We start from the raw sequence: 21,546 nt of genomic DNA on the forward strand, positions 1-21,546 counted from the left end.
CCATCGGAAGCCCGCCTCGGCGGGCTTTTTTGTGTCGCCGCGGCAGTGTGTCAAAGGTCAGCGATATCGGCGTGCGCCAGCACCCGGACCATTTCGGCGGCAGCCGGTGTCAGGGCATTCACCGACTCGGCGCGCCCTTGCTCGATCATCTCGATCACGAGTTCGTTGATACCCCCGACGGCGGCCATGGCCATGGTGGGCGTCAACACCAGGGGCTCCTTGCCAGCCGTTTCCGGCGGATGCGATCCGTTCACCACTTCCAGCATGAAATTGGCAAAGTTCCTCATCACCTCCCGCCGGACCGCCATGCCCTCGGGACCCAGATGGTGCACCTCCACAAACAAGGCTTTCATCAGACCCGGACCGCTGGACAAGTGGGTGAAATAGGCATGCAGCGCCATCTCGATCTGGCTCTGCCAGGGTTTTTCGCCCGAGAGTGCGTCCCGAAGCGTGCGAAGCGCTGCGGCAGCCAGTTGTCGATAGAGGCTGAGGAAGCACGCTTCCTTACTGGAAAAATGTTCGTAGAACGTCCGTTTGGACACACCTGCTTCTCGGACGATATCGGCAATGGTGGTGGCCGCCAGGCCTTTGCTGGCCGCCATGACGGCCATGGCCTGGAGAAGGCGGTTGCGGTGCTCGCCCGCAACGGGTTCGGTAACGGTGGACTCGATGGCACTCATGGGCAAATGGTACGGGCTGAGGCTGACACTAGAGCTGACAGTCCAGTGCCCGGGGCTAGGGAATATCTGTGTTGACATCCCATGCAGCGAGCTTACACTGCATCCGGTACTACCTGGTACCCATCGATGAAGCCCACGCCATGACCCACCTGCCCGTCCGACGCCTCTTGGTTGACCTGGATGCCCCGGTGCAGCGTCATTGGTGTGGTGGCGATCCGTTTCTGACCGCCTGGTTCAATGCCCTGTCCATGAGCTTTCCGGTGGGAGAACAGTTCTTCATCGATTCGGTCCGGCAAGGGCTGAAAGCACTGCCCGCGGACCGACAGGAAAGATTTGCGAACGAGGTGCAAGGATTCATTGGTCAGGAAGCCACCCACCGGCGCATTCACGGCCTGTTCAACGCGAGAATCGCGGCACACGGTCTGGAGAACACATGGGAACCCAGGGCCAAGGCAAGGCTGGCACTCATGACCAACGCCGACGCGCGACACGGACTGGCCATCACCGCCGCCAATGAGCACTTCACTGCCTTGTTTGCCGAATGGATGCTGACCCATCAACAGGTTCTTGACGGAGCCGAACCCCGTCTGAAGTCCCTGTGGCTCTGGCACAGCGCGGAAGAGGCCGAGCACAAGAGCACGGCATTCGACCTGTACCAGGCGCTGGGAGGCAGTCATGAATGGCGGGTCCGGTGGATGCGACGGGTGACCCTGATCTTCCTCACCGATGCCTTGCGGCAGACCATCCACAACCTGCGGCGCGACGGAACGCTGTGGCGCCTGTCGACGTGGCGCAGCGGCTGGCGCCATCTGATGGCGCGCGGGGGCCTGTTTAGGGAGAGCTGGGTGGCTTGGCGTGCCTATTTCCGCCGCGACTTTCATCCTTCTCAGCAGCAAAGCACAGCGTCCGAAGACTGGCTCCGAGACAACGCCAACCAGTATCAGCGTGTGGGTGCCGGCTGACACACGCGTCAGCCGATGGCCTGAGCCCGTCTGAGGAAAAATCGTCACCACGGCCTTCGGTCCACGATAATCGGGGCATGTCTGAACGCGTCATCCCCCTGGTCGACCAGCGCATTGCCGCCTTGCCCGTTCAAATCCCGGCCATTCCGATCCCCGCCACCGGTCTCCTGGGTGATGCGCTGGGTCGCCCGCTGCGCGATCTCCGGATCAGTGTGACGGATCGCTGCAACTTTCGCTGCAGCTACTGCATGCCCAAGGAAGTCTTCGACAAGGACTATCCCTACCTGCCGCACAGTGCGTTGCTCACCTTTGAAGAGATCACCCGGGTCGCCCGGTTGTTCATCGGACATGGCGTCCAGAAAATCCGCCTGACCGGCGGTGAACCCTTGCTGCGCAAGAACATTGAGGTGCTGATCGAGCAGTTGGCGGCCTTGCGCACCACAGAGGGCAAGCCGCTGGACCTGACGCTCACCACCAACGGATCCCTGCTGGAACGCAAAGCCAGGTCGCTCAAGGCGGCTGGACTGCACCGGGTGACGGTCAGCCTGGACGGTCTTGACGATGCGGTCTTCCGCCGCATGAACGATGTCGATTTCCCGGTGGCCGATGTGCTTCGCGGTATCGACGCAGCCCGCGAGGCGGGGTTGGGGCCGATCAAGGTCAACATGGTGGTCAAGCGGGGCACGAACGACCATGAAATCCTGCCCATGGCCAGACACTTCAAAGGCAGCGGGATCGTGCTGCGCTTCATCGAGTACATGGACGTCGGCGCCACCAATGGTTGGCGAATGGACGAGGTCATGCCCAGCGCCGATGTGGTGGACCTGATCCGTCAGGAGCTCCCTCTGGTACCACTTGACCCGGCTGCCCCTGGCGAAACCGCCGAGCGCTGGGGCTACGCCGACGGCAGTGGCGAGATCGGCGTAATCAGCAGCGTGACCCAGGCATTTTGCCGGGACTGCAACCGCGCACGCTTGTCCACCGAAGGCAAGCTGTACCTCTGCCTTTTCGCCGACAAAGGCCATGACCTGCGCCCGCTGGTGCGAGGTGACGTCAGCGACGAGGCGCTGTCGGGTGCCATTGCCTCGATCTGGCAAGGTCGCAGCGACCGCTATTCGGAACTCAGGGCCAGCCTTCCTCCGGACGCGTCGAAAGGCGGGCGACGGATCGAGATGAGCTACATCGGCGGCTGAGCCATTCCCCAGGAACCGAGCGAACATGATCGATACACAACAGGTGACCGGACTGGTTCTGGCGGGCGGACGTGGCACCCGAATGGGCGGCATTGACAAAGGCCTTCAGTCGTTCAGGGGCATGCCGCTGGCCATGAATGCACTGCTTCGGCTGCAGATGCAGGAAGGCAGCCTGATCGGCGACCTGATGATCAACGCCAACCGCAACCTGTCGGCTTACGAGTCTTTTGGCGTTCCGGTCTGGCAGGACTCGCTGGCCGACTACGCAGGACCTTTGGCAGGATTTCTGACGGGCCTGGAGCGCTGCGAAACCCCGTTCCTGCTGACGGTGCCGTGTGACACCCCCCTGTTTCCGCTCGATCTGGCCAGCCGTCTGGCGGCTGCCTTCGATGACGACAGCATCGACATTGCCATGGCGGCGGCCAGGGAAGAGGACGGCCAGCTTCGCACGCAGCCGGTGTTCTGCATGTTGCGTGTGAGCCTGCTGGAGAGCCTGACGGCTTTCACCCAAGCCGGGGGCCGCAAGATCGATCACTGGACGGGCCAGCACAGGACGACGATTGTGAATTTCGACCAAGCTGGCGATGACCAGCGCGCGTTCTTCAACGCCAACACCCTGTCCGAACTCCAGACCCTGGAAAACAGCTGATCATGTCCTCGATCGACCAGATCGCCGCCGCCTTGGAGGGCTACGACCCCCAGGCTCTGAGTGCCCATCATGTGAACGCGTTTCTCGACAGGCTGGTGCAGCCTGTGGAACAGACCGAGGACGTCGAGTTGTTCGCCGCCCTGGGACGGGTTCTCGCCCAGGATGTGGTCTCGCCCATCAATGTGCCGCCCCACGACAACTCGGCGATGGATGGCTTTGCGTTCGCCGGCGAGCTGCTGCGTGCCGGTCAGCCGCTGAGGCTCAAGGTGGTCGGAACGGCACTGGCGGGCAAGGCGTGGGCAGGAGAATTGGGACAAGACGGCGCCGTCAAGATCATGACGGGCGCCATCATGCCCGAGGGCACGGACACGGTGGTGCCGATCGAATTTGTGAAGCTCGACGGCGAGCACGTCACCATCCCGGCGGATGTGGTTCGCCCGGGTGACAACCGGCGTCTTCTGGGCGAAGACCTCATGGCAGGCTTGCCTGCCCTCACGCGAGGACAGACCCTTGGACCCGCCGCCCTGGGGCTGCTCGCCAGCCTGGGGCTGCCCCGCGTGCCGGTGTACCGCCGCCTGAAGGTCGCCTACTTCTCCACCGGAGATGAAATTCTGAGCCTGGGCGATGCCCCGCGTGAGGGTGCCGTCTACGACAGCAACCGCTACACGGTCTTCGGCATGCTCACCCGCATGGGTATCGAGGTGCTGGATCTGGGTGTGATCCGTGATGAACCTGCGGCACTTGAGGCGGCCTTCCGGCACGCCGCCCGACACGCCGATGCCATCATCACCAGCGGTGGGGTGAGCATGGGCGAAGCGGATCACACCAAAGCCATGATGAAGCAGCTGGGGGATGTGGCGTTCTGGCGCATTGCGATGCGCCCCGGGCGACCCATGGCGGTCGGAAAGATCGGGAAAGCAGAAGGTGTCTCCGGGGCATCGGCGATATTGTTCGGCCTGCCTGGCAATCCCGTGGCGGTGATGGTCACCTTCCTGGCCTTCGTCCGCCCGGCCCTGTTACGGATGATGGGAGCGAACCCTGCCGAGCCGGTTCTTCTGAAGGCACGCAGCGGGGAAGCGATGCGCAAGAAACCCGGACGGACCGAGTATCAGCGCGGCATCGTCTCGCGTGAGGCAGACGGGACGTTGCGCGTGCGCACAACCGGCAACCAGGGATCGGGCGTTCTCAGCTCCATGGTGCAAGCGAATGGCCTGATCGTGCTGCACCACCAGCAGGGCAATGTGGCGGTGGATGACGAGGTCGACGTCATGATGTTCGACGGCGTGATTTGAACGTCAGTCACCCGCTCAGGAAAGGATGCGGCAGGATTTGCCGCTTCGACCGCGCGGCACCCGGATACCCAGTTCCCCGAGCACCCTGATCGGCTGTGCCCCCTGGCTTCTGGCATATTCAGTCAAGACAGTCCTCGCCTGCGCCAGAGCACGTCTGCCCTCCTCGCCCGTCATGGGCAGCCGAAGGATCAGGGTCTGGTCGTCCTTCTGGCAGATCTGAAAATCAAACAGACCGACGCACTCTTCCAGCACGGTGGACAAGGCCAGCGGCAGCAAGGGCACAGGTCTGCCGTTGACCCCCGCCACCCGCAAGGTGTCGTCCCTGCGTCCCTGCACTTCGATCACCGGCAACGCGCAGCCGCAGGGGCAGGCCTCCGGCACGAATCGGACATGGTCACCCAGGTCGTAACGGATCAAGGGCTGCACGGTATTGCCCAGGTGGGTCAGCCACACCGATGCCGAAGGTTCGCCCGGGGGCAAGGGACGCTGATGCTCGTCGACGGGCTCCAGCAACACCCAGTCACTGTTCAGGTGCATGCGACCGGCCCGGCATTCCCACCCCATCGCCAGAAACTCCGAGCTGCCATAGCTGTTGCGAAGCACAGCCCCCAGTTGCTGCTCCAGGCGGTGCCGAGCCACGGCACTGAGCGTCTCGCCCCCCGTCCAGATTTCGCGAAGGGCTGGCAGGCACAAGCGCTGGCCGGCTACTTCCTGGCCCAGCATCGCGGCCGCACTGGGGTAGCTTGCGATCACCGTGGGTGAGAAGTCTTGCAACTGGGCCAGCAACGCTTCTTGCGGCTGCAGGATCGAAAACGAGCGCACCGAAGAAGCCATCCACGGCTGCAGGCGGCGCAGCCGCTCCACGGTGACATAACTGGCAAAGTGACCATCGGTCACCCCGACAAAAGCAATCCTCTCGCCCAGGCCCAGTGGATCGAACAGGCGCTGGGCCAGCCGGACAGCACTGCGGCGCTGGCCCTCCAGGGCGTCATACAGCGCCATGCAGTGCGCGTCCTGAACAAAGATGCCGGGTGATCCGCTGGTGCCTGAGCTTTCCCAGACCAGATACCGGCCCAGGTACGGTTCACCGATGTTCCTGTGGTCCGCGGTGAAGTGACGCAGCTCTTCGAGCTTCAGATCGGGATCACAGACCCACTCGTCAAAGCGGTCCATGAGTTCACGCCGGTGAACAGGCTGAAGCTCCAGCAAGGCCTCGGGACCGGCCGGCAGCCCCTTGAACCGATCTCGGTAGAAAGACGACCTGTCTCTGACCACCTCCAGAAGGGCCGCCAGACGCTGGCGCTGCAAGGCGTCAATCGCTTCTGGGCGCGCATGGGTGGCCGACGCCACTGCCCAGGAGGCGGAGCCAAACTGCCATGCATCGAAAATCGTCGCCAAGTGCTTCCCCCACTCCAGCCTGACAGGTTAACCGCCAAGCCGCGTCACAGGAAGCACTACTTGGCGATCAGAAGGTCTGGCGACTGGGCCTTGTCCTGGGACGGCGTCGTGGTCACCGGCGTGTGGCGGCGCGCCAGCAGCATGTACATCGTGGGCACCACAAAGATGGTCAGCAGGGTTCCCAGCGACATGCCACCCACGATCACCCATCCAATCTGCTGACGGCTCTCTGCACCCGCTCCCGACGCCAGTGCCAGCGGCACAGCCCCCAGCACCATGGCACCGGTGGTCATGAGAATCGGGCGCAGGCGCAGGGCTGCCGCCTCGCGCACCGCGTCGAGCTTGGACATGCCTTGCTCGCACAACTGGTTGGCAAACTCCACGATCAGGATGCCGTGCTTGGTGATCAGACCGACCAACGTGATCAGACCAATCTGGCTGAAGACATTGAGGGTTCCTCCCGTCAGCTTGAGCGCCAGCAGCGCCCCCAGCATCGACAGCGGCACGCTGAGCATGATGATGAACGGATCAACAAAGCTCTCAAACTGCGCGGCCAGCACCAGGTAGATAAACACCAGGGCCAACACAAAGACGATCGCCAACGACCCCGACGAACTGCGGAACTCCCGGCTCTGGCCGTTCAGGTCGGTGGTGTAGCCAGGTGGCAGCACCTTGCCGGCAATGCGATCCATGATCTGCAAGGCTTCGCCCAAGGCCAGTTGCGGCGCCAGGTTGGCCGTGATCGATGCGCTGCGGCGTTGCCCGAAGTGGTTGAGTTCCCGCGGCACCACCACCTCGCGCACTTGCACCAGGGAGGCCAGCGGGATCATGGCGTCATTGCGCCCACGCACAAAAAGCCGGTCAATGTCATCGGGCGCACTGCGCTGCACGCTGTCGGTCTGGACCACCACGTCGTACTGTTCGCCATCCTGCTTGAAGCGGGTGACCACCCGGCCACCGAGCATGGTTTCCACGGTGCGGGCAATCGCATCCACACTCACGCCCATGTCGGCTGCGCGCTCCCGGTCCACGTCCATGCGAACCTCGGGCTTGTTCAGGCGAAGGTCGGTATCCACCTGCACGAATCCCGGGTAGCGGGCCATCTCTTCCTGGAACTGCCTCACCACACGCGAGAGGTTCTCGTAGCTGTCCGAGGTCACGATGACGAAGTTGATCGGACGCTCCCGAAAGCCCTGTCCGAGGGACGGCGGGGTGATCGGGAACGCACTGACACCTGGCAAGCTGGCGATGCGGGGTGCCACCTCGCGTGCGATTTGCTGGGTGGTACGTTCACGCTCCTCCCAGGGCTTGGCTCGGTAGAACACCGACCCCTGCGCCACCGACGGGTTGCCGATGTTGGAAAAGATGCGGTCGAACTCGGGATAGTCCTGTCCGATGCGCTCGATGGCCTCGGCGTAACGGCGGGTGTAGTTGAGTGTGGCACCGTCCGGTCCGTTGATGTTGACCAGGATGACGCCCCGGTCCTCGATGGGTGCCAGTTCCTGCTTGATGCCCTTGAGCAGCCACCAGCTTCCGGCCGCGCTCGCCAACATGACCAGCACCACCAGCCACTTGACCTTCAGCGACTTCGCCAGCACGTGCCCGTAAAGCGCGGTCAGGCCATTCAGCGCACGCTCCATCCCGCGATCGAACCAGCCCGGGTTCGGATTGTGGCGAAGCAGCTTGGAACAGAGCATCGGCGAGAGGGTCAGCGCCACAAACCCGGACACGACCACGGCACCGGCCAGGGCCAGCGCAAATTCGGCAAACAGCCGACCCGTGCGACCTGGCGTGAATGCCAGCGGCGCATACACCGCCGCCAGGGTCAGGGTCATGGCCACCACGGCAAAGCCGATCTCCCGAGCCCCTTTGATCGCAGCTTCAAAGGGCTTCATGCCCTCTTCGATGTGGCGATAGATGTTCTCCAGCACCACGATCGCATCGTCCACCACCAAGCCGATGGCCAGCACCAATGCCAACAAGGTGAGCGTGTTGATCGAGAACCCGAACAGCGCCATCAGCGCAAAGGTGCCGATCAGGCTGACGGGAATGGTCACCAGCGGAATGATCGAGGCTCGCAGGGTGCGCAGGAACACGAAAATGACCAGCGCCACCAGCACCACGGCCTCGGCAATCGTCGTGTAGACGGCCTTGATCGACCGGTCGATGAACACCGAGTTGTCATTGGCGATGTCGACATTCACGCCTTCGGGCAAATCCTCGCGGACCTTCTCCAGCAGTTGCCGAACCCCAGCCGACAGGTCCAGCGGGTTGGCCGTGGCCTGACGGATCACGCCCAGCGAGATCGAATCCCGTCCATTGAGCCGGACCGCACTGCGCTCATCCTGTGGGCCCTGCTCCACCCGAGCCACATCGCCCAGGCGCACCGGCAGGCCGTTGACATTGCGGATCGCGATGTCTCTGAACTGCTCCGGCGTCTGCAGGTCGGTGGCTGCGGTGACGTTGAACTCGCGCTGGGCGCTCTCGATGCGCCCGGCAGGCACCTCCAGGTTGGAGCGCCGCAGCGCGTCTTCCACGTCCTGTACGGTCAGCCGGTAGGCAGCCAGCCGGTCCGGATCGATCCAGATCCGCATGGAATAGCGCCGCTCGCCATAGATGCGGACGTCGGCTGCGCCCGGCGCGGTCTGCAGTACGGGCTTGGCCAGTCGGTTGGCAAAGTCGCTCAATTGGAGCCGGCTGTACCGGTCCGAACTGAGCGCAATCCAGACCACCGGAAACGCATCGGCCTCGACCTTGGCAATCACCGGCTCGTCAATGCCCTGCGGCAGGCGCTGGCGGACCCGGCTGACCTTGTCGCGCACATCGGCCGCGGCCGAGTCGGGATCCCGCTCGAGCTTGAAGCGCACAGTGATCTGGCTCTGCTCCTGGCGGCTGATGGAGGTGATGACGTCCACCCCTTCAATCCCTGCGATCGAATCCTCCAGCGGCTTGGTCACCTGCGACTCAATCACTTCACTGGATGCCCCACCAAATCGCGTGCTGACCGTGACCGTAGGTTCGTCGATGCGTGGATACTCCCGGACCGTGAGGCCCTCGAATGACACCCACCCCACCAGCAGGATGAGCAGGGACAGGACGGTGGCGAAGACCGGGCGGCGGATCGAGATCTCTGGCAGTTGCATCGGTAAGCTCCAGCGTCGGATCTCAGCGGTTGCCGGACGGAGCCGAGGCCTTGAGCTCACCCGGCGGGGAAGCCGGACGCCCGCCTGCCTGACTCATGTCAATGACACGCACCGGGGTGCCATCCCGCTGGAGCCTCTGCTGTCCGGCCAGCACGATGGTGTTTCCTGGCTTGAGACCCGACTGCACTTCCACCTGCGCGCCACGGCGGACACCGAGCTTGACCTCCACACGGCGTGAAACCAGACGGGCCCCCTCGCCTTCCCCCTCGCTCTGCAACATCACCACGAACTGGCGACCACCCTGGGGTACCACCGCCTCTTCCGGGATCATCATCGCCGAATCATTCACAGAGAAAATGATGTTCACACGGGCGAACATGCCGGGCCGCAAGTCACCGGAGGATGGCGGCATCACGGCACGAACCGCGAGCGAACGTCCATTGGCATCGATGAGGGGATCGACCGCCAGGATGCGCGCCTCGAAATCCTTGCCCGGCATGGCATCGAGCTGAACCAGAACCCGCTGCCCGGCCTCGGTGCGGGACTGGTAACGCTCGGGCAGACGGAAATCCACCGTCAGCTGCGAGGTATCTTCCAGGTTCACCAGATCGGCGCCGTCCTTGACATAGTCACCCACGTTGACGCTGCGCAGACCCACCGTGGCGTCAAACGGCGCCACCAGACGCATGCGCGCCAGCCGCGCCTCGGCCAGGGCTGCCTGGGCTTCGGCCACCTGAAGGTTGGCCTGGCTTTCGTCGACCACCCTCTGCGCCACAAAGCGCTCAGCCACCAGTTCCTGGTTGCGTTTGAGGTTGGCGCGTGCAATCGACAGTTGTGCCTGCGCCTGGCTCAGTTCGGCCTTCTGCAGCGTGTCATCCAGCTGAATCAGCAGTTGCCCCTTGCGAACCCTTGCGCCCTCATCGAAGGCGATGCGCGCCACGCGTCCACTGACCTCCGGTCGCAGGGTGACGCTCTGGCGGGATCGGAGGGTACCCACGGCCTGGGCATCGTCCTGCAGTCGCATGGTCGCCACCTGCGTCACCTCCACCGGAACCGGTGCGTTCGACTGGCCAGCCGGCGCCGGCGCCACCGAAGGACTGTCATTCACGGTCACGCGGGGATTTTGATACCACCATGCCACACCGGATGCGATGGCAATACCTGCCAGCGCGAGCACTGCTGTCGGTTTCTTGAAGACCATGAACATGAGTCGGTGATGAAGATCAGGCCCGCGAATCGGTCGTTGAAGACGACCGGCAACGGTAGCCGTTCAATGTAACAGTCATGAGACAGATTCGCAGGCGGAAGTTCAATATCACGACCGCATGGCGGCGTCCGGCGAAGTCAGACCGGCACACCCCGATTGGCCAGCGCGTCGGCCCGCTCATTGCCCGGATCTCCCGCATGGCCCTTGACCCAGTGCCATTCAATGTGGTGAATCCCATCATGCACCAGGGCATCCAGGCGCTGCCACAGATCGGCGTTCTTCACCGGTTGCCGGGAAGCCGTTTTCCAGCCCTTGGCCTTCCAGCCGTGAATCCACTCGGTGATCCCCTTGCGCACGTACTCGCTGTCCAGGAACAGCTGGACACGACACGGGCGCTTGAGTGCCGACAGGCCTTCAATCACCGCCATCAACTCCATGCGGTTGTTGGTGGTGACGCGTTCACCCCCAAAGAGTTCCTTTTCGTGGGCACCGGAGCGCAGCAGCACACCCCAACCTCCCGGACCGGGGTTGCCCTTGCAGGCCCCATCGGTGTACATCACCACCTGATTCAAACCGTTCTCCTGAACATTCATTGGTCACTGTCGGCGAGCCACGGACACCGGCGCCGCGGCAGCCGCCACCCGCGGACGCCAGGCGGGTCCCAGCAAGCGCATCCCCCTGACACGCTTGACCGCCACAATAAAGTAGACAGCCCCGAAGATGGGCCACCAGCGCGCGCCGGCACGGTCCATCCAGGCCATGCGCGAGAGCCACTGCTCGCTGCGCACGGCAGGGCGGTAACAACCGAAGCGCTCGGACTCTACTTCAAATCCCAGCAGACGCATCCAGTCGCGCAAACGCCAGGGGCCGATGAAGTCCCCGGCTTCGGGCAGATACAACTCGCCGCCCAGACCCAGACGCTGCACCAGGCGTCCAGTACCCTGCTTGAGCCCCCATAGGCTGGCCGGATTGAGTCCTGTCACCACCACGCGTCCCTCGGGAACCAGCACGCGCTCCACCTCGCGCAAGACCTGGTGAGGATCGGCGCTGAGTTCCAGCGTATGGGGGAGGATCACCAGATCAAGGCTCGCCTCGGGAAACGGCAGCGCCGCCGCATCGGTAATCAGACACGGTACCGGCGCCCCGTCGGGAACCGGATCGGGATGGTCTGCGGCTTCGGCACCATCTGGAAAAGGCGCCATGAACTCGGGCAAGGCCACCCAGCGATGGGGCATGCGGTTCATCCGCAGGGTATGCAACTGGGGCAGTCCCAGCTGGAGGGCATGATAGCCAAAACAGTCATCGACCACCATGTCGAACTGGGCAGACTCCCAGTCGAGCAGGTAACGGCCGGGCGGGGTCCGGAACCAATGCTGCAAACCTATAATCGATGGATTCATGGGTGATGCTCTGCGCTGGCTTGCCGGGCGCTGTTCCGGAATCCGATGCCTGCACGGCACCGACCGACCCGCATACTCTACACGCCCCGCCGCTGGCCTACCGACCTACGCCCATGACCCTGCACCCCGTCCAGGCCTTTGACGACAACTACATCTGGGTACTGGACGACGGACTCCGCGCCGTCGTCGTCGATCCGGGCGATGCCCGACCGGTGGCAGAGTACCTGTCAGCGCGATCGCTGGTGCTGGACACCATCCTGGTCACCCATCACCACGGAGATCATGTCGGCGGTGTGGCCGAACTCCTGCGTCAGACCCCGGCGCGTGTGATCGGTCCGGCGACCGAGAAGCTTCCGGTGCCGGTTGAACGGGTGCGAGGAGATGACACCCTCAACCTGTTGAATGACAACGTGCACGTTCGCGTTCTGGATGTGCCCGGGCACACGGCAGGCCATGTGGCCTATCTTGTGGAATCGGGCAGCCTGCGGGCGCCCATCCTGTTCTGCGGTGACACGCTGTTTTCGGGTGGTTGCGGTCGGCTGTTTGAAGGCACGGCCGCTCAAATGCTCACGTCGCTGGACCAGCTGGCCGCCCTTGCGCCTGGGACCCTTGTCTGTGCGGCCCACGAGTACACCCTGTCCAACCTCAAGTTCGCCCTGGCGGTGGATCCTGCAAACACCGCACTGGCTGCACACCAAGCGACCTGTCAACAGCTGCGTGCCAAAGCGCAACCGACCTTGCCCTCCACGATCGGCCTGGAACGGCAGATCAATCCGTTTCTGCGCGTGCGGGAGCCTGCCGTGGCTGAGCGGGTGGCCCGGCACGCCGACCTGCCCGAACAGACGGCGGTTGAGGTGTTCGCTGCCATGCGTGAGTGGAAAAACGTTTTTCGATGAGATCAGACCGAATGATTCCTTACTGGCGAGCCCGAATCAGCCACTGGTGCTGGCACCTGCCTCTGCTGTTGGCGCTGCTCCTGGCAGGCTGCGCGACCCCGACCCCTGACGGCAAGACTGCTTCGGCGGGATCCGCCGCCACCGGAAACGCCGATGCATCCTCGGCACCTCGCCCCTTCATCCCGCAAGGCCCGCTGAGCCAGGTCGGCACTGCGCAGCTGTCCAGTCAGACAGTGGCACCGCTGAGCGCGCCAGCCGACATCTGGGACCGGATCCGCCGGGGGTTTTCGATGCGCGACCTCGACACCGATCTGGTCCGCGACCGGGAGCAGTGGTATGCCAGCCGGCCTGACTACATTCAGCGCATGACCGAACGCTCCGCACGCTACCTCTTCCACATCGTGGAGGAAATCGAGCGTCGGGAACTGCCCATGGAGCTGGCGCTGCTGCCCTTCATCGAAAGCGCCTTCAACCCGCAAGCCGTTTCCAGCGCACGCGCCGCCGGCATGTGGCAGTTCATGCCGGCCACCGGCCAGTCGTTCGACCTCAAGCAGAACATCTTCCGCGATGACCGCCGGGATGTCCTGGCCTCCACGCGTGCGGCCCTGGACTACCTCGAGCAGTTGCACGCACGTTTTGGCGACTGGCACCTGGCATTGGCCGCCTACAACTGGGGCCAGGGCAACGTGGGGCGGGCCATCACCCGCAACCAGAAGCAAGGCCTGGGGACCGCCTACACCGACCTCACCATGCCGCTGGAGACCCGGATGTACGTCCCCAAGCTGCTGGCGGTCAAGAACATCGTCGCGCGGCCCGAGTCCTTTGGCTTGCGACTGCCGGACATCGGCAACCATCCCTTCTTTGACACGATCACGATCGAACGCGACATTGATGTGGCGTTGATTGCACGCCTGTCGGGCGTCGACGAGAGAGACTTCCGTGCGCTCAACCCGTCCATCAAGCTGCCGGTGGTGATGGCCGCCGGCACCCCCAACATCCTGCTTCCATGGGACAACGCCGCCCTTTTCGAGCGCCGCCTCAAGGACCATACGGGTCCCCTGGCGAGTTGGACGGCCTGGGTTGTTCCGTCGACCATGACGGCGGCCGAGGCGGCCCGCCGGGTCGGCACCACCGAGAGCGAGTTGCGAGCGCTCAACAACATCCCGCCGCGCATGCAGGTTCGTGCGGGATCGAGTCTGCTGGTGCCCAGAAACGGGGCTCATGACCGCGACGTACCCGAGCATGTGGCCGACAACGGTCAGTTGAGCCTGCAACCAGAGGTTGTGATGCGCAGGCAGGTGGTTCGCGCACGCAAGGGAGAAAACCTGGTCAGACTGGCCCGTCGCTACGGACTGGACGCAGTGGCAGTGGCTGGCTGGAACGCCATGGCCGTCAATGCCCCGCTCAAGGCGGGACAGCAGATCACGCTCATGCGGCCCGGAAAGGCATCTTCTGGCCCCAAGGCCTCCGCGCGAGCCGGTTCGCAGAAGGCCAAGGCACCCGCAAAGAAGACGCGTGCCACAGCGAAGGCTCCATCAAGGAAAACACGCTCGGCCAGCAAACGTCCATAGGCCAGGGGGCGCGGCAATCAGGCGCGAAAGCGCGCCTTGGCCTTGAGCGCAAACCGGTTGGTGTAGGTCCTCGCCAGATCGACTTCCTGCAATTCGGGCATCTCGCCAAGACTGCTCACGGCTTTGAGCAGCGTGCCCGGTCCATCCTCGGGCATCATGCCATCTGGCGTCCATGCTTCGCGGGCCCTGGCAAAGGCCGAGAGATATAGGGCCCGGTCACCCATGAAATAGGCCTCAGGCACCACCCTGATCACATCCGACGGTCCCGCTGTCTGAAGCCACTTGAGTGCCCTGACCATGGCATGACTGATCGCCTGAAAAAGCTCGGGCTGCTTGTCAAGAGTCGTTGCAGACGCCGCAAGGCAAGCGGCTGGCAATGGTCCGCCGAACACTTCCGCGTTGCCCCTGACCGTGCGCGTGTCGGCCAGCACCTTGAGTCCTCCTTCCTGCTCCAGCAGGGTGATCGTCGGATCGGTGTGGCAGATGGCATCAATCTGTCCGGTCCTGAAGGCCCTGATCGCGGCGTCGTGCTGGCGCAAGGGCACATATTGCACCAGGGCCGGCGAGACTCCGGCCTTGCGGAGAACCAGCCTGGCCACACGATGGGCACCGGTGTGCAGCCCTGCCACCCCCACACGCAGGCCACGAACATTTCGCAGCGGGTCGGACTCCGGGTGCGCCTGCGTCGACAGCCCCAGCACCAGCTGTGGCGTTCGCCCCTGAAGCAAGAAGGAGGTCATCGGCATCACACCGCGCGCCTGCAGGAGCGCCGCCGTGCCAAAACTGGCGCTGAGCACCTGCGCCCGGCCCTGCAAGACCGTCTGCACGGCCGCTGTGGCATCAGGAAAGTCCCGAATCTGGACATCCAACCCTTCTGCGGCAAAGAAACGCAACCGCTCAGCCACCGTCAACGGAAGCACACAGAAAGCGCTTTTCTCGACAACGGCGATCTCGACCCGGCGCCCTCCCGCCAGTCCTGGTGAGGCTGTTGATGAAGCAGCCCCCTGAGCGAACACGCCCCCCGTGGGTGTCGTCATCAGACCGGACACACACCATAGACCCCATTGTCGGCGGTTCACTGCCATTCCCATCCTCTCTGCCTCGCGCGTTATTGGTTCGCGCCATTGCGATCAAGGATAGGCAAATGACCTTTTGATGACATCGGGAACTATCCCAAGCGGGTTTCCCCGGGTCGATCCCGCCCCAGGCACCCCATCAGAACGAGGGATCAACGGCGATCGACCAAGGCGTGTGCGATGGTGCCCAGGTCCACGTACTCCAGCTCGCTGCCGACCGGCACACCGCGCGCCAGACGGGTGACCTTGAGCCCCCGTTGCTTGAGGGCCTGGGCAATCACATGGGCCGTGGTTTCGCCCTCGGCCGTGAAGTTCGTGGCCAGAATCAGTTCGCGTACCGGGCTGTCTGGCGCCTCAATGCGTTCGAACAGGCGCTGCAGCCCGATATCCCCGGGCCCCACGCCATCCAGGGGGCTCAGGCGCCCCATCAAAACGAAGAAGAGACCCCTGTAGGCCCCCGTTCGCTCCAGTGCAGCCTGGTCCGCCGGCGTCTCCACCACGCACAGAAGGCTCTGATCTCGTCGGGGGTCCGCACAAGTGGCGCAAACCTCCTGCTCGCTGAAGGTGTGGCAAAGGCTGCAATGGCGAACCTGCTCGCAGGCCTGTACCAAGGCCTGCGCGAGCCGCTGCGCACCGGGCCTGTCGTGCTGCAGCAGATGAAATGCCATGCGCTGTGCCGACTTGACGCCCACCCCGGGCAGGCATCGCAATGCCTGCACCAAAGACTCCAGCGACTGGTTGTCAGCCATTCAAGGATGCACCAGCCATCAGAAGGGGAACTTCATCCCGCCGGGCAATCCCGGCATGCCGGCGGTGATCTTTCCCATCTTTTCCTGGGTCGTTTCCTCGGCCTTGCGCACCGCTGCATTGAATGCGGCAGCCACCAGGTCCTCCAGCATGTCCTTGTCATCGGCCAGCAGGCTCGGATCGATGGTGACCCGTTTGACATCGTGCTTGCAGGTCATGAGCACCTTCACCAGGCCGGCACCAGACTCACCGGTCACCTCGATGTTCCCGAGCTCGTCCTGGGCCTTCTTGAGGTTGTCCTGCATGGCCTGCGCCTGCTTCATCAGGCCGGCGAGTTGTCCTTTGTTGAACATGCTTGTCCTTCTGTATCAATTCAAATCAAAACTCAGGCCGGGTCGGCCTTGAGCGTTCCGGGCACGATTTTGCCCCCAAAGTCGCGCATCATCGCCTGCACGAACGGATCGTCCATGATCAGTCGCTCGGCCTCGCGTTGACGCTGCTGCGCGGCCGCCGCCAGGCGCAGGGCTGGCGAATCGGTCACTGGCCCGGATTCGATCTCCACGCGCACCATGTGACCGGCGCCGTTGAGCGCTGCCGTCAACCGCTCGCGCGTGCTGCCCTGGGCCAGAGACTCGCGCTCGATGCGAAGCACCCAGACATCGCCGTTTCGCCTCACCAGTTGCGATTGAAGCGCGAGTTCACGCACCAGCGCGGTCACCGCTTCCGCCTTGACCAGAGCCTGCACCGCCTCGAACCAGACATCGCCTTCCGGCGTCGCCTCCAGGCGCGATGTATCGATGCCGGTCGCGGTGGGATCACGTCGCGCATCCACGCGGGGTGACGCCGGCCCGGGATCCCTCACCGGAATGGCCACCACCCGGCGCACAGGCTCAGGATCGGGTGCCGCGACCGGCGCGGAATCCTCGACCCAGGGCGGATCGTCCTCCACGTCTTCCACCTCGGGCATGTCGGGCACCGGCGGCCGGGGTCGATCGACCATCGTCGCCGTCTGCGGCCCGGCAACTGGTGCCAAGGCGGACGCCGGCGCCTGGGCAGGCGACACGGTGACCGGTGTCACGGGGGCTGCAACACGGGCTTCGGCAGCAGCGGTCACGGGCGTCAGCCCTTGGACTGCCCGCGCCTCAGGCGCCTGCTTCAGAGTTTTTTTTTCCGACGAGGTGTCCGGGTGGGCGGGCTTGAAGGCCAGCAGGCGCAACAGCACCATGATCAGGGCCGCGTATTCGTCAGGCGCCAACCCCAGTTCCACCCTCCCGTGCAGGCACAGGCTGTACAGCAACTGCGTCTCGTCGGCAGGAATCGCTGCCGCCAGGCGCTGGATCTCTGCCGCGTCAGGGTCCTCATCCGGGGTGGCCGCACGGTCCGGAACCGCCTGGAGGACAGCCATGCGCTGGAGGATGCCGGTCATCTCTTCCAGGGCAGACGCCGCATTCAGGCCATTGACCCGCATGACGTCGACCGCATCCACCACCGCCGCACCATCCGCCCGCGCCAGCCCGTCGATCAGCCGCAGCACATGCGAGCGGTCGACGGCCCCCAACATCTGCCGCACAGTAGCTTCCTGCAACTGCCCGCCACCGAAGGCAATGGCCTGGTCGGTCAGGGACAGGGCATCGCGCATGGACCCACGCGCCGCCCGGGACAGCAGGCGCAGTGCCTGGGCGTCGGCCGTCACCCCTTCGGTCGCGAGCACACGCTGCAGGTGTTCATGCACCGTCTCCGGCGCCATGGGTCGAAGGTTGAACTGCAGGCAACGGGAGAGCACGGTCACCGGCACCTTCTGCGGATCGGTCGTGGCCAGCACAAACTTCAGATACTCAGGCGGCTCCTCCAGCGTCTTGAGCATCGCGTTGAACGCGGTGTTCGTGAGCATGTGCACTTCGTCGATCATGAAGACCTTGAAGCGACCCTGCACCGGTTTGTAGACCGCCTGCTCCAGCAAGGACTGCACCTCGTCGACACCGCGGTTCGACGCCGCGTCGAGCTCCGTGTAATCGACAAAACGACCGGCGTCGATGTCCCGGCAAGCCTGACACACCCCGCAGGGTTCGGCGGTGATACCGCCCTGCCCGTCCGCACCCAGGCAGTTGAGCGACTTGGCCAGGATGCGCGACACCGTGGTCTTGCCCACACCCCGCGTGCCAGTGAACAGGTAGGCATGGTGCAGACGTTGGGACGTCAGTGCGTTGGACAGCGCCTGCACGACGTGTTCCTGTCCCACCATCTCGGCGAAATTGCGCGGTCGGTATTTGCGGGCCAGAACGACGTATGACATGGTGGCTGATTCTACGCGGGGCCCCAGACCGATCGGCGGCAGGCAGCCGGCCAATCGCCTACAATAGCGGATGACGGGCCTTCCCGCATGGTGAAGCGGCCAACCGGGTCAGGTGGGGAACCAAGCAGCCCTAACTGTGTAGCCAGTGCCGGGGTCAAGGCTCGTCACCTTATTCAGAAGATCCTCCATCGGATCACCAAGCTCAGCCAGAGCCGCAACATGCCCCATCTAGCGGCTCAATGCGCTGAGTGCCTCGCCAAACTCGGCTTCGATACCGCCCAACCCTGTGTACTCTTGATGGGATGCTTCGACCCCAGGAGACGGTGTGCGCTCCACGTCGCCCGCGGTGCTGTCCAGACCTGACGGCCTTGCTGGTGATCGACCACCTCTGGTTGTCCCTGAAGCGGCACCTGACAGATGCAACTCGGGTATGGTCACCGGGGGCAACAACCGGTCCGTGAACGCCTTGTCCCGGTAGTAGCGGATCTTCTCGGCCATCACCGGATGTGCCATGCCCTCCACCAGCAGAATCTCCTTGTCATCACCCATGGCCTTGAGCTCCTGCGGCAGCATCAGTGCCCGCCTTTCCTCGCTCTCGCTGCGGGTGTAACTGCTCTCGCGCGCACGGCTGCGGCTGATGCTGTCCTTGCGCATCCCGGTGTACCCCAGCATGTCGCTGTACTCATTGGCATCCTGCTGCTCCCTTGGCGCGAAGATGACCCTCAGTGCGTGGTTGGTCATGATCGTCCGTGCCGTCTCCTTGCCATAAGTGGCCTCCAGCTGAGAGATGCTCTGAATGATCGGCATCAGGCGCAGGTTGTAGCCCGCCATGAAGCTCACCGCGCTGGCGATGATGTCGACGCGACCGATGCTGGTGAACTCGTCCATCAGCAGCAGGCACTGGTGCTTCAGCACGGGGTTCGACTGCGGCAGTTCTCGAGTGTTCTGGTTGATGAGCTGACTGAAGAACAGGTTGAGGATCAGCCTTGCCTCGGCCAGCTTGTTGGGCTGGATGGCGACATAGATGCTCATCTTCTTCCTGCGCACATCCCGCAGGTCAAAGTCGTTGCCACTGGTGGCGGCATCCACCACCGGATTGAGCCACGGGTTCAAAGGCTCCTTAAAGGTACCCATGATGCTGGCAAACGTTTCATTGGCCTGTCCGAGCAAGGTCGCAAATGCCACCTTCGCGCTGCTGCTCAGGTGAGGCCACGCAGCCAGGCTGTCCAAGTGCTCGCGCAGACTCTGGCCCGGCCGGCCCGAAGCCAGGCGATACAAGCCACCCAGGGTCGGCGCCTCGGGCGGCTCCATGCCAAAGAACTCGTTGGCCAGATAGTCGGCCTGTTCGAATGCATAAAGCGCGAAGGCCAGAAACGCGTTCTGCGCCTGGTTGGCCCAAAAGGGGTCTTTCACCTGCTCCGATACCGGATAGAGCATCGCCGCAATCGCCTGAAGATCACTGATTCTGAAGCTGGGATCCGACGATACGTAGGACAGGGGGTTCCAGCGATGGGTCCGGCGATCTTCGGCAAACGGATTGAACAGATAGACAGCCTGACCGTGGCGAGCCCTGAAGCCACTCGTCAAACCGAAGTTCTCCTGTTTGATGTCCAGCACCACCACCGACCCTTGGTAGCTGAGCAGGTTGGGGACGACGACACCCACACCTTTGCCAGATCGCGTGGGGGCCGCCAGCAACACGAACTGCTGCCCGCTGAAGTACACGTAGTGTCCGTTCTTTTTGCCGACCACAATGGCGGTGTCATCGGGAGCCAGCATCTTTCGTTTGCGCAGGTCGGCCAGGCTGGCGAATCGCGCATCGCCATACAGATTGGACCGGCGGGGCCAAACCGCCCACATGACCAATGTCAGCACCAGCAGAACAGGCAGACCAAACCCTATCGTGCCACTGCGCTGGATGAGTGGTCCGTACTGTGCGTGATCGTGATAGGCCCACCAATAGCGCCCATAACTGAGGATGCCGAGTTGACTCACGGGAAGATCCAGCCGCCAGAGCAGGATGGCGCCACTGAGGTAGCAGCCCAGGACCAGCGCCAGCACCAGCGCCACGCCGATGATCCAGATCCGCGTGCCGCTCATTCGGAGCGTTCTTCAGCGCGACGAACACTGACCTGCCTGGCCTGATACTGCAACCATTGCTGTTGCGCCAGATCATGTTTGCAGGCCTCCGCTGCCGACGCCACCAACCGTGCAGGCAGGGCCTGCTCACGCGCATGCGCCATGCAGCGTGCATCACGGTACCGCAACCAGGCATTGTGCGAGGTCAGCCGCATGCGCAAGTACTGATTGGCGTAGTGGCGTCCGTTGCTTTCCAGCAAAGCCTCGTGACGGTCCTTGCTCATGGCTCGCAGATCGCTCATCAGGCGACGATCCAGCGACATTCTGTGTTGGCGACAAAGCGTCAGGTCAGGTGTCGCCGTGCTGCACGGTGCTCCTGCATCGGTGGGCCTGTCCGGCGTCGACACCGACACCTGCTGAACCCAACGTTCACCCTGGGGCGAATGACAGAAGCGACCCAGTTGAAATGCTGCCGGCCGATCTGGCTGCCGCACCGATACACAGGCATGTCCTGCCGGCGTGATTTCCCCCAGATTGGACAAGGCGTCTGCGAACACAAACTCCTGCTTCTTGGGATCGAAGCGGTACACCGCCATCACCTTGACACCCGAGGACGCCGCGACACTGGATGGGACCATGAAGTCCTGCCAGCCGTCGCCATCGAGGTCATGAAACGCGATCCAGTTCTTGCGATCCAGAGCCGACATAGGCAGCTCGAACACATGTCCGATCGCCTGAAGCTGACGTCCTTCGACGGATACCGTGATCAGCCCCGAACCCAGCGACTCCGATCCCTCTGACAATTCTGCCCCCTGAACAAACTCGAACACATGGGGCGACGTGTCTGTCCCCGCTTTGACGCGGTGCTCGATGGCCTGCAATGGCGAAGATGCGGACCCTGCTGACCACAACCCCATCGTGGAACATCCCGTCAGCGCCATTGAACCCACAGTGACCCAC

The 21,546-nt window shown here is 63.6% G+C and carries 18 protein-coding genes and 1 other RNA gene; 7 read left to right on the plus strand and 12 right to left on the minus strand.

The annotated features are described in order from the left end of the window. Positions 1-50: 50 nt before the first annotated feature. The gene (locus tag ACFQNJ_RS00405; protein ID WP_374639128.1) at positions 51-680 is read right to left on the minus strand and encodes a TetR/AcrR family transcriptional regulator; all 630 of its coding nucleotides are present in this window, start codon (positions 678-680) and stop codon (positions 51-53) included. Positions 681-820: 140 nt separating this feature from the next. Here ACFQNJ_RS00405 and ACFQNJ_RS00410 point away from each other — a divergent pair, with 140 nt between their 5' ends. From ACFQNJ_RS00410 to moeA, 4 genes are all read left to right on the plus strand, one after another. After that, positions 821-1,642, plus strand: a complete 822-nt coding sequence (locus ACFQNJ_RS00410; protein WP_382253026.1) for a metal-dependent hydrolase — start codon at positions 821-823, stop codon at positions 1,640-1,642. A 77-nt stretch (positions 1,643-1,719) separates the two neighbouring features. Then, positions 1,720-2,835, plus strand: a complete 1,116-nt coding sequence (gene moaA, locus ACFQNJ_RS00415; protein WP_382253028.1) for a GTP 3',8-cyclase MoaA — start codon at positions 1,720-1,722, stop codon at positions 2,833-2,835. A 25-nt stretch (positions 2,836-2,860) separates the two neighbouring features. Continuing rightward, complete coding sequence (gene mobA / locus ACFQNJ_RS00420; RefSeq protein WP_382253029.1) at positions 2,861-3,484, plus strand: molybdenum cofactor guanylyltransferase MobA; 624 nt, start codon at positions 2,861-2,863, stop codon at positions 3,482-3,484. A 2-nt stretch (positions 3,485-3,486) separates the two neighbouring features. Further along, positions 3,487-4,776: a molybdopterin molybdotransferase MoeA gene (gene moeA / locus ACFQNJ_RS00425; protein ID WP_382253031.1), complete on the plus strand. Its 1,290-nt coding sequence runs from the start codon at positions 3,487-3,489 to the stop codon at positions 4,774-4,776. Positions 4,777-4,791: 15 nt separating this feature from the next. On the opposite strand, the gene ACFQNJ_RS00430 is transcribed toward moeA, so the two are convergent. The 5 genes from ACFQNJ_RS00430 to ACFQNJ_RS00450 all read right to left on the minus strand — a co-directional run bounded on the left by ACFQNJ_RS00430 (position 4,792) and on the right by ACFQNJ_RS00450 (position 11,924). Further along, entirely contained in the window at positions 4,792-6,174 is a 1,383-nt protein-coding gene (locus ACFQNJ_RS00430) for a phenylacetate--CoA ligase family protein (RefSeq protein WP_382253033.1), read from the minus strand. Positions 6,175-6,230: 56 nt separating this feature from the next. Then, complete coding sequence (locus ACFQNJ_RS00435; protein ID WP_382253035.1) at positions 6,231-9,317, minus strand: efflux RND transporter permease subunit; 3,087 nt, start codon at positions 9,315-9,317, stop codon at positions 6,231-6,233. Positions 9,318-9,339: 22 nt separating this feature from the next. Beyond that, the gene (locus ACFQNJ_RS00440; RefSeq protein ID WP_382253037.1) at positions 9,340-10,431 is read right to left on the minus strand and encodes an efflux RND transporter periplasmic adaptor subunit; all 1,092 of its coding nucleotides are present in this window, start codon (positions 10,429-10,431) and stop codon (positions 9,340-9,342) included. 230 nt (positions 10,432-10,661) lie between these two features. Then, a complete protein-coding gene (rnhA, locus tag ACFQNJ_RS00445) occupies positions 10,662-11,096 on the minus strand; it encodes a ribonuclease HI (protein WP_374639242.1) in 435 nt (144 codons plus the stop codon). Positions 11,097-11,120: 24 nt separating this feature from the next. Further along, positions 11,121-11,924 carry a class I SAM-dependent methyltransferase gene (locus ACFQNJ_RS00450; RefSeq protein ID WP_382253039.1) on the minus strand — a complete coding sequence of 268 codons (804 nt, stop codon included), beginning with the start codon at positions 11,922-11,924 and terminating at the stop codon, positions 11,121-11,123. A 113-nt stretch (positions 11,925-12,037) separates the two neighbouring features. Here ACFQNJ_RS00450 and gloB point away from each other — a divergent pair, with 113 nt between their 5' ends. Both gloB and ACFQNJ_RS00460 read left to right on the plus strand, forming a co-directional pair. Continuing rightward, entirely contained in the window at positions 12,038-12,820 is a 783-nt protein-coding gene (gene gloB / locus ACFQNJ_RS00455; RefSeq protein ID WP_382253040.1) for a hydroxyacylglutathione hydrolase, read from the plus strand. Positions 12,821-12,831: 11 nt separating this feature from the next. Further along, positions 12,832-14,391, plus strand: a complete 1,560-nt coding sequence (locus ACFQNJ_RS00460) for a transglycosylase SLT domain-containing protein (protein WP_382253042.1) — start codon at positions 12,832-12,834, stop codon at positions 14,389-14,391. A 17-nt stretch (positions 14,392-14,408) separates the two neighbouring features. Here the strand turns inward: ACFQNJ_RS00460 and ACFQNJ_RS00465 are convergent, their stop codons facing one another. The 4 genes from ACFQNJ_RS00465 to dnaX form a co-directional block, all read right to left on the minus strand. Beyond that, the gene (locus ACFQNJ_RS00465; RefSeq protein ID WP_382253044.1) at positions 14,409-15,428 is read right to left on the minus strand and encodes an ABC transporter substrate-binding protein; all 1,020 of its coding nucleotides are present in this window, start codon (positions 15,426-15,428) and stop codon (positions 14,409-14,411) included. Between the two features lie 191 nt (positions 15,429-15,619). Beyond that, on the minus strand, positions 15,620-16,216 hold the full coding sequence (recR, locus tag ACFQNJ_RS00470; RefSeq protein ID WP_382253045.1) for a recombination mediator RecR: 597 nt from the start codon (positions 16,214-16,216) through the stop codon (positions 15,620-15,622). A gap of 18 nt (positions 16,217-16,234) precedes the next feature. Beyond that, positions 16,235-16,567, minus strand: coding sequence for a YbaB/EbfC family nucleoid-associated protein (locus ACFQNJ_RS00475; protein ID WP_374639143.1), 333 nt, complete (start codon positions 16,565-16,567; stop codon positions 16,235-16,237). A 32-nt stretch (positions 16,568-16,599) separates the two neighbouring features. After that, on the minus strand, positions 16,600-18,507 hold the full coding sequence (gene dnaX / locus ACFQNJ_RS00480) for a DNA polymerase III subunit gamma/tau (RefSeq protein ID WP_382253046.1): 1,908 nt from the start codon (positions 18,505-18,507) through the stop codon (positions 16,600-16,602). A 72-nt stretch (positions 18,508-18,579) separates the two neighbouring features. Between dnaX and ffs the strand changes: the two genes are divergently transcribed. Then, positions 18,580-18,676, plus strand: an RNA gene (gene ffs / locus ACFQNJ_RS00485) — signal recognition particle sRNA small type. A gap of 59 nt (positions 18,677-18,735) precedes the next feature. On the opposite strand, the gene ACFQNJ_RS00490 is transcribed toward ffs, so the two are convergent. After that, the gene (locus ACFQNJ_RS00490; protein WP_382253047.1) at positions 18,736-20,607 is read right to left on the minus strand and encodes a type IV secretory system conjugative DNA transfer family protein; all 1,872 of its coding nucleotides are present in this window, start codon (positions 20,605-20,607) and stop codon (positions 18,736-18,738) included. Further along, complete coding sequence (locus tag ACFQNJ_RS00495) at positions 20,604-21,389, minus strand: hypothetical protein (RefSeq protein ID WP_374639146.1); 786 nt, start codon at positions 21,387-21,389, stop codon at positions 20,604-20,606. The genes ACFQNJ_RS00490 and ACFQNJ_RS00495 overlap by 4 nt, the downstream gene beginning before the upstream one ends. Positions 21,390-21,546: the final 157 nt, after the last annotated feature.

Origin of the sequence: Hydrogenophaga bisanensis, assembly GCF_042665135.1 — a bacterium.
Taxonomy (GTDB): domain Bacteria; phylum Pseudomonadota; class Gammaproteobacteria; order Burkholderiales; family Burkholderiaceae_C; genus Hydrogenophaga; species Hydrogenophaga bisanensis.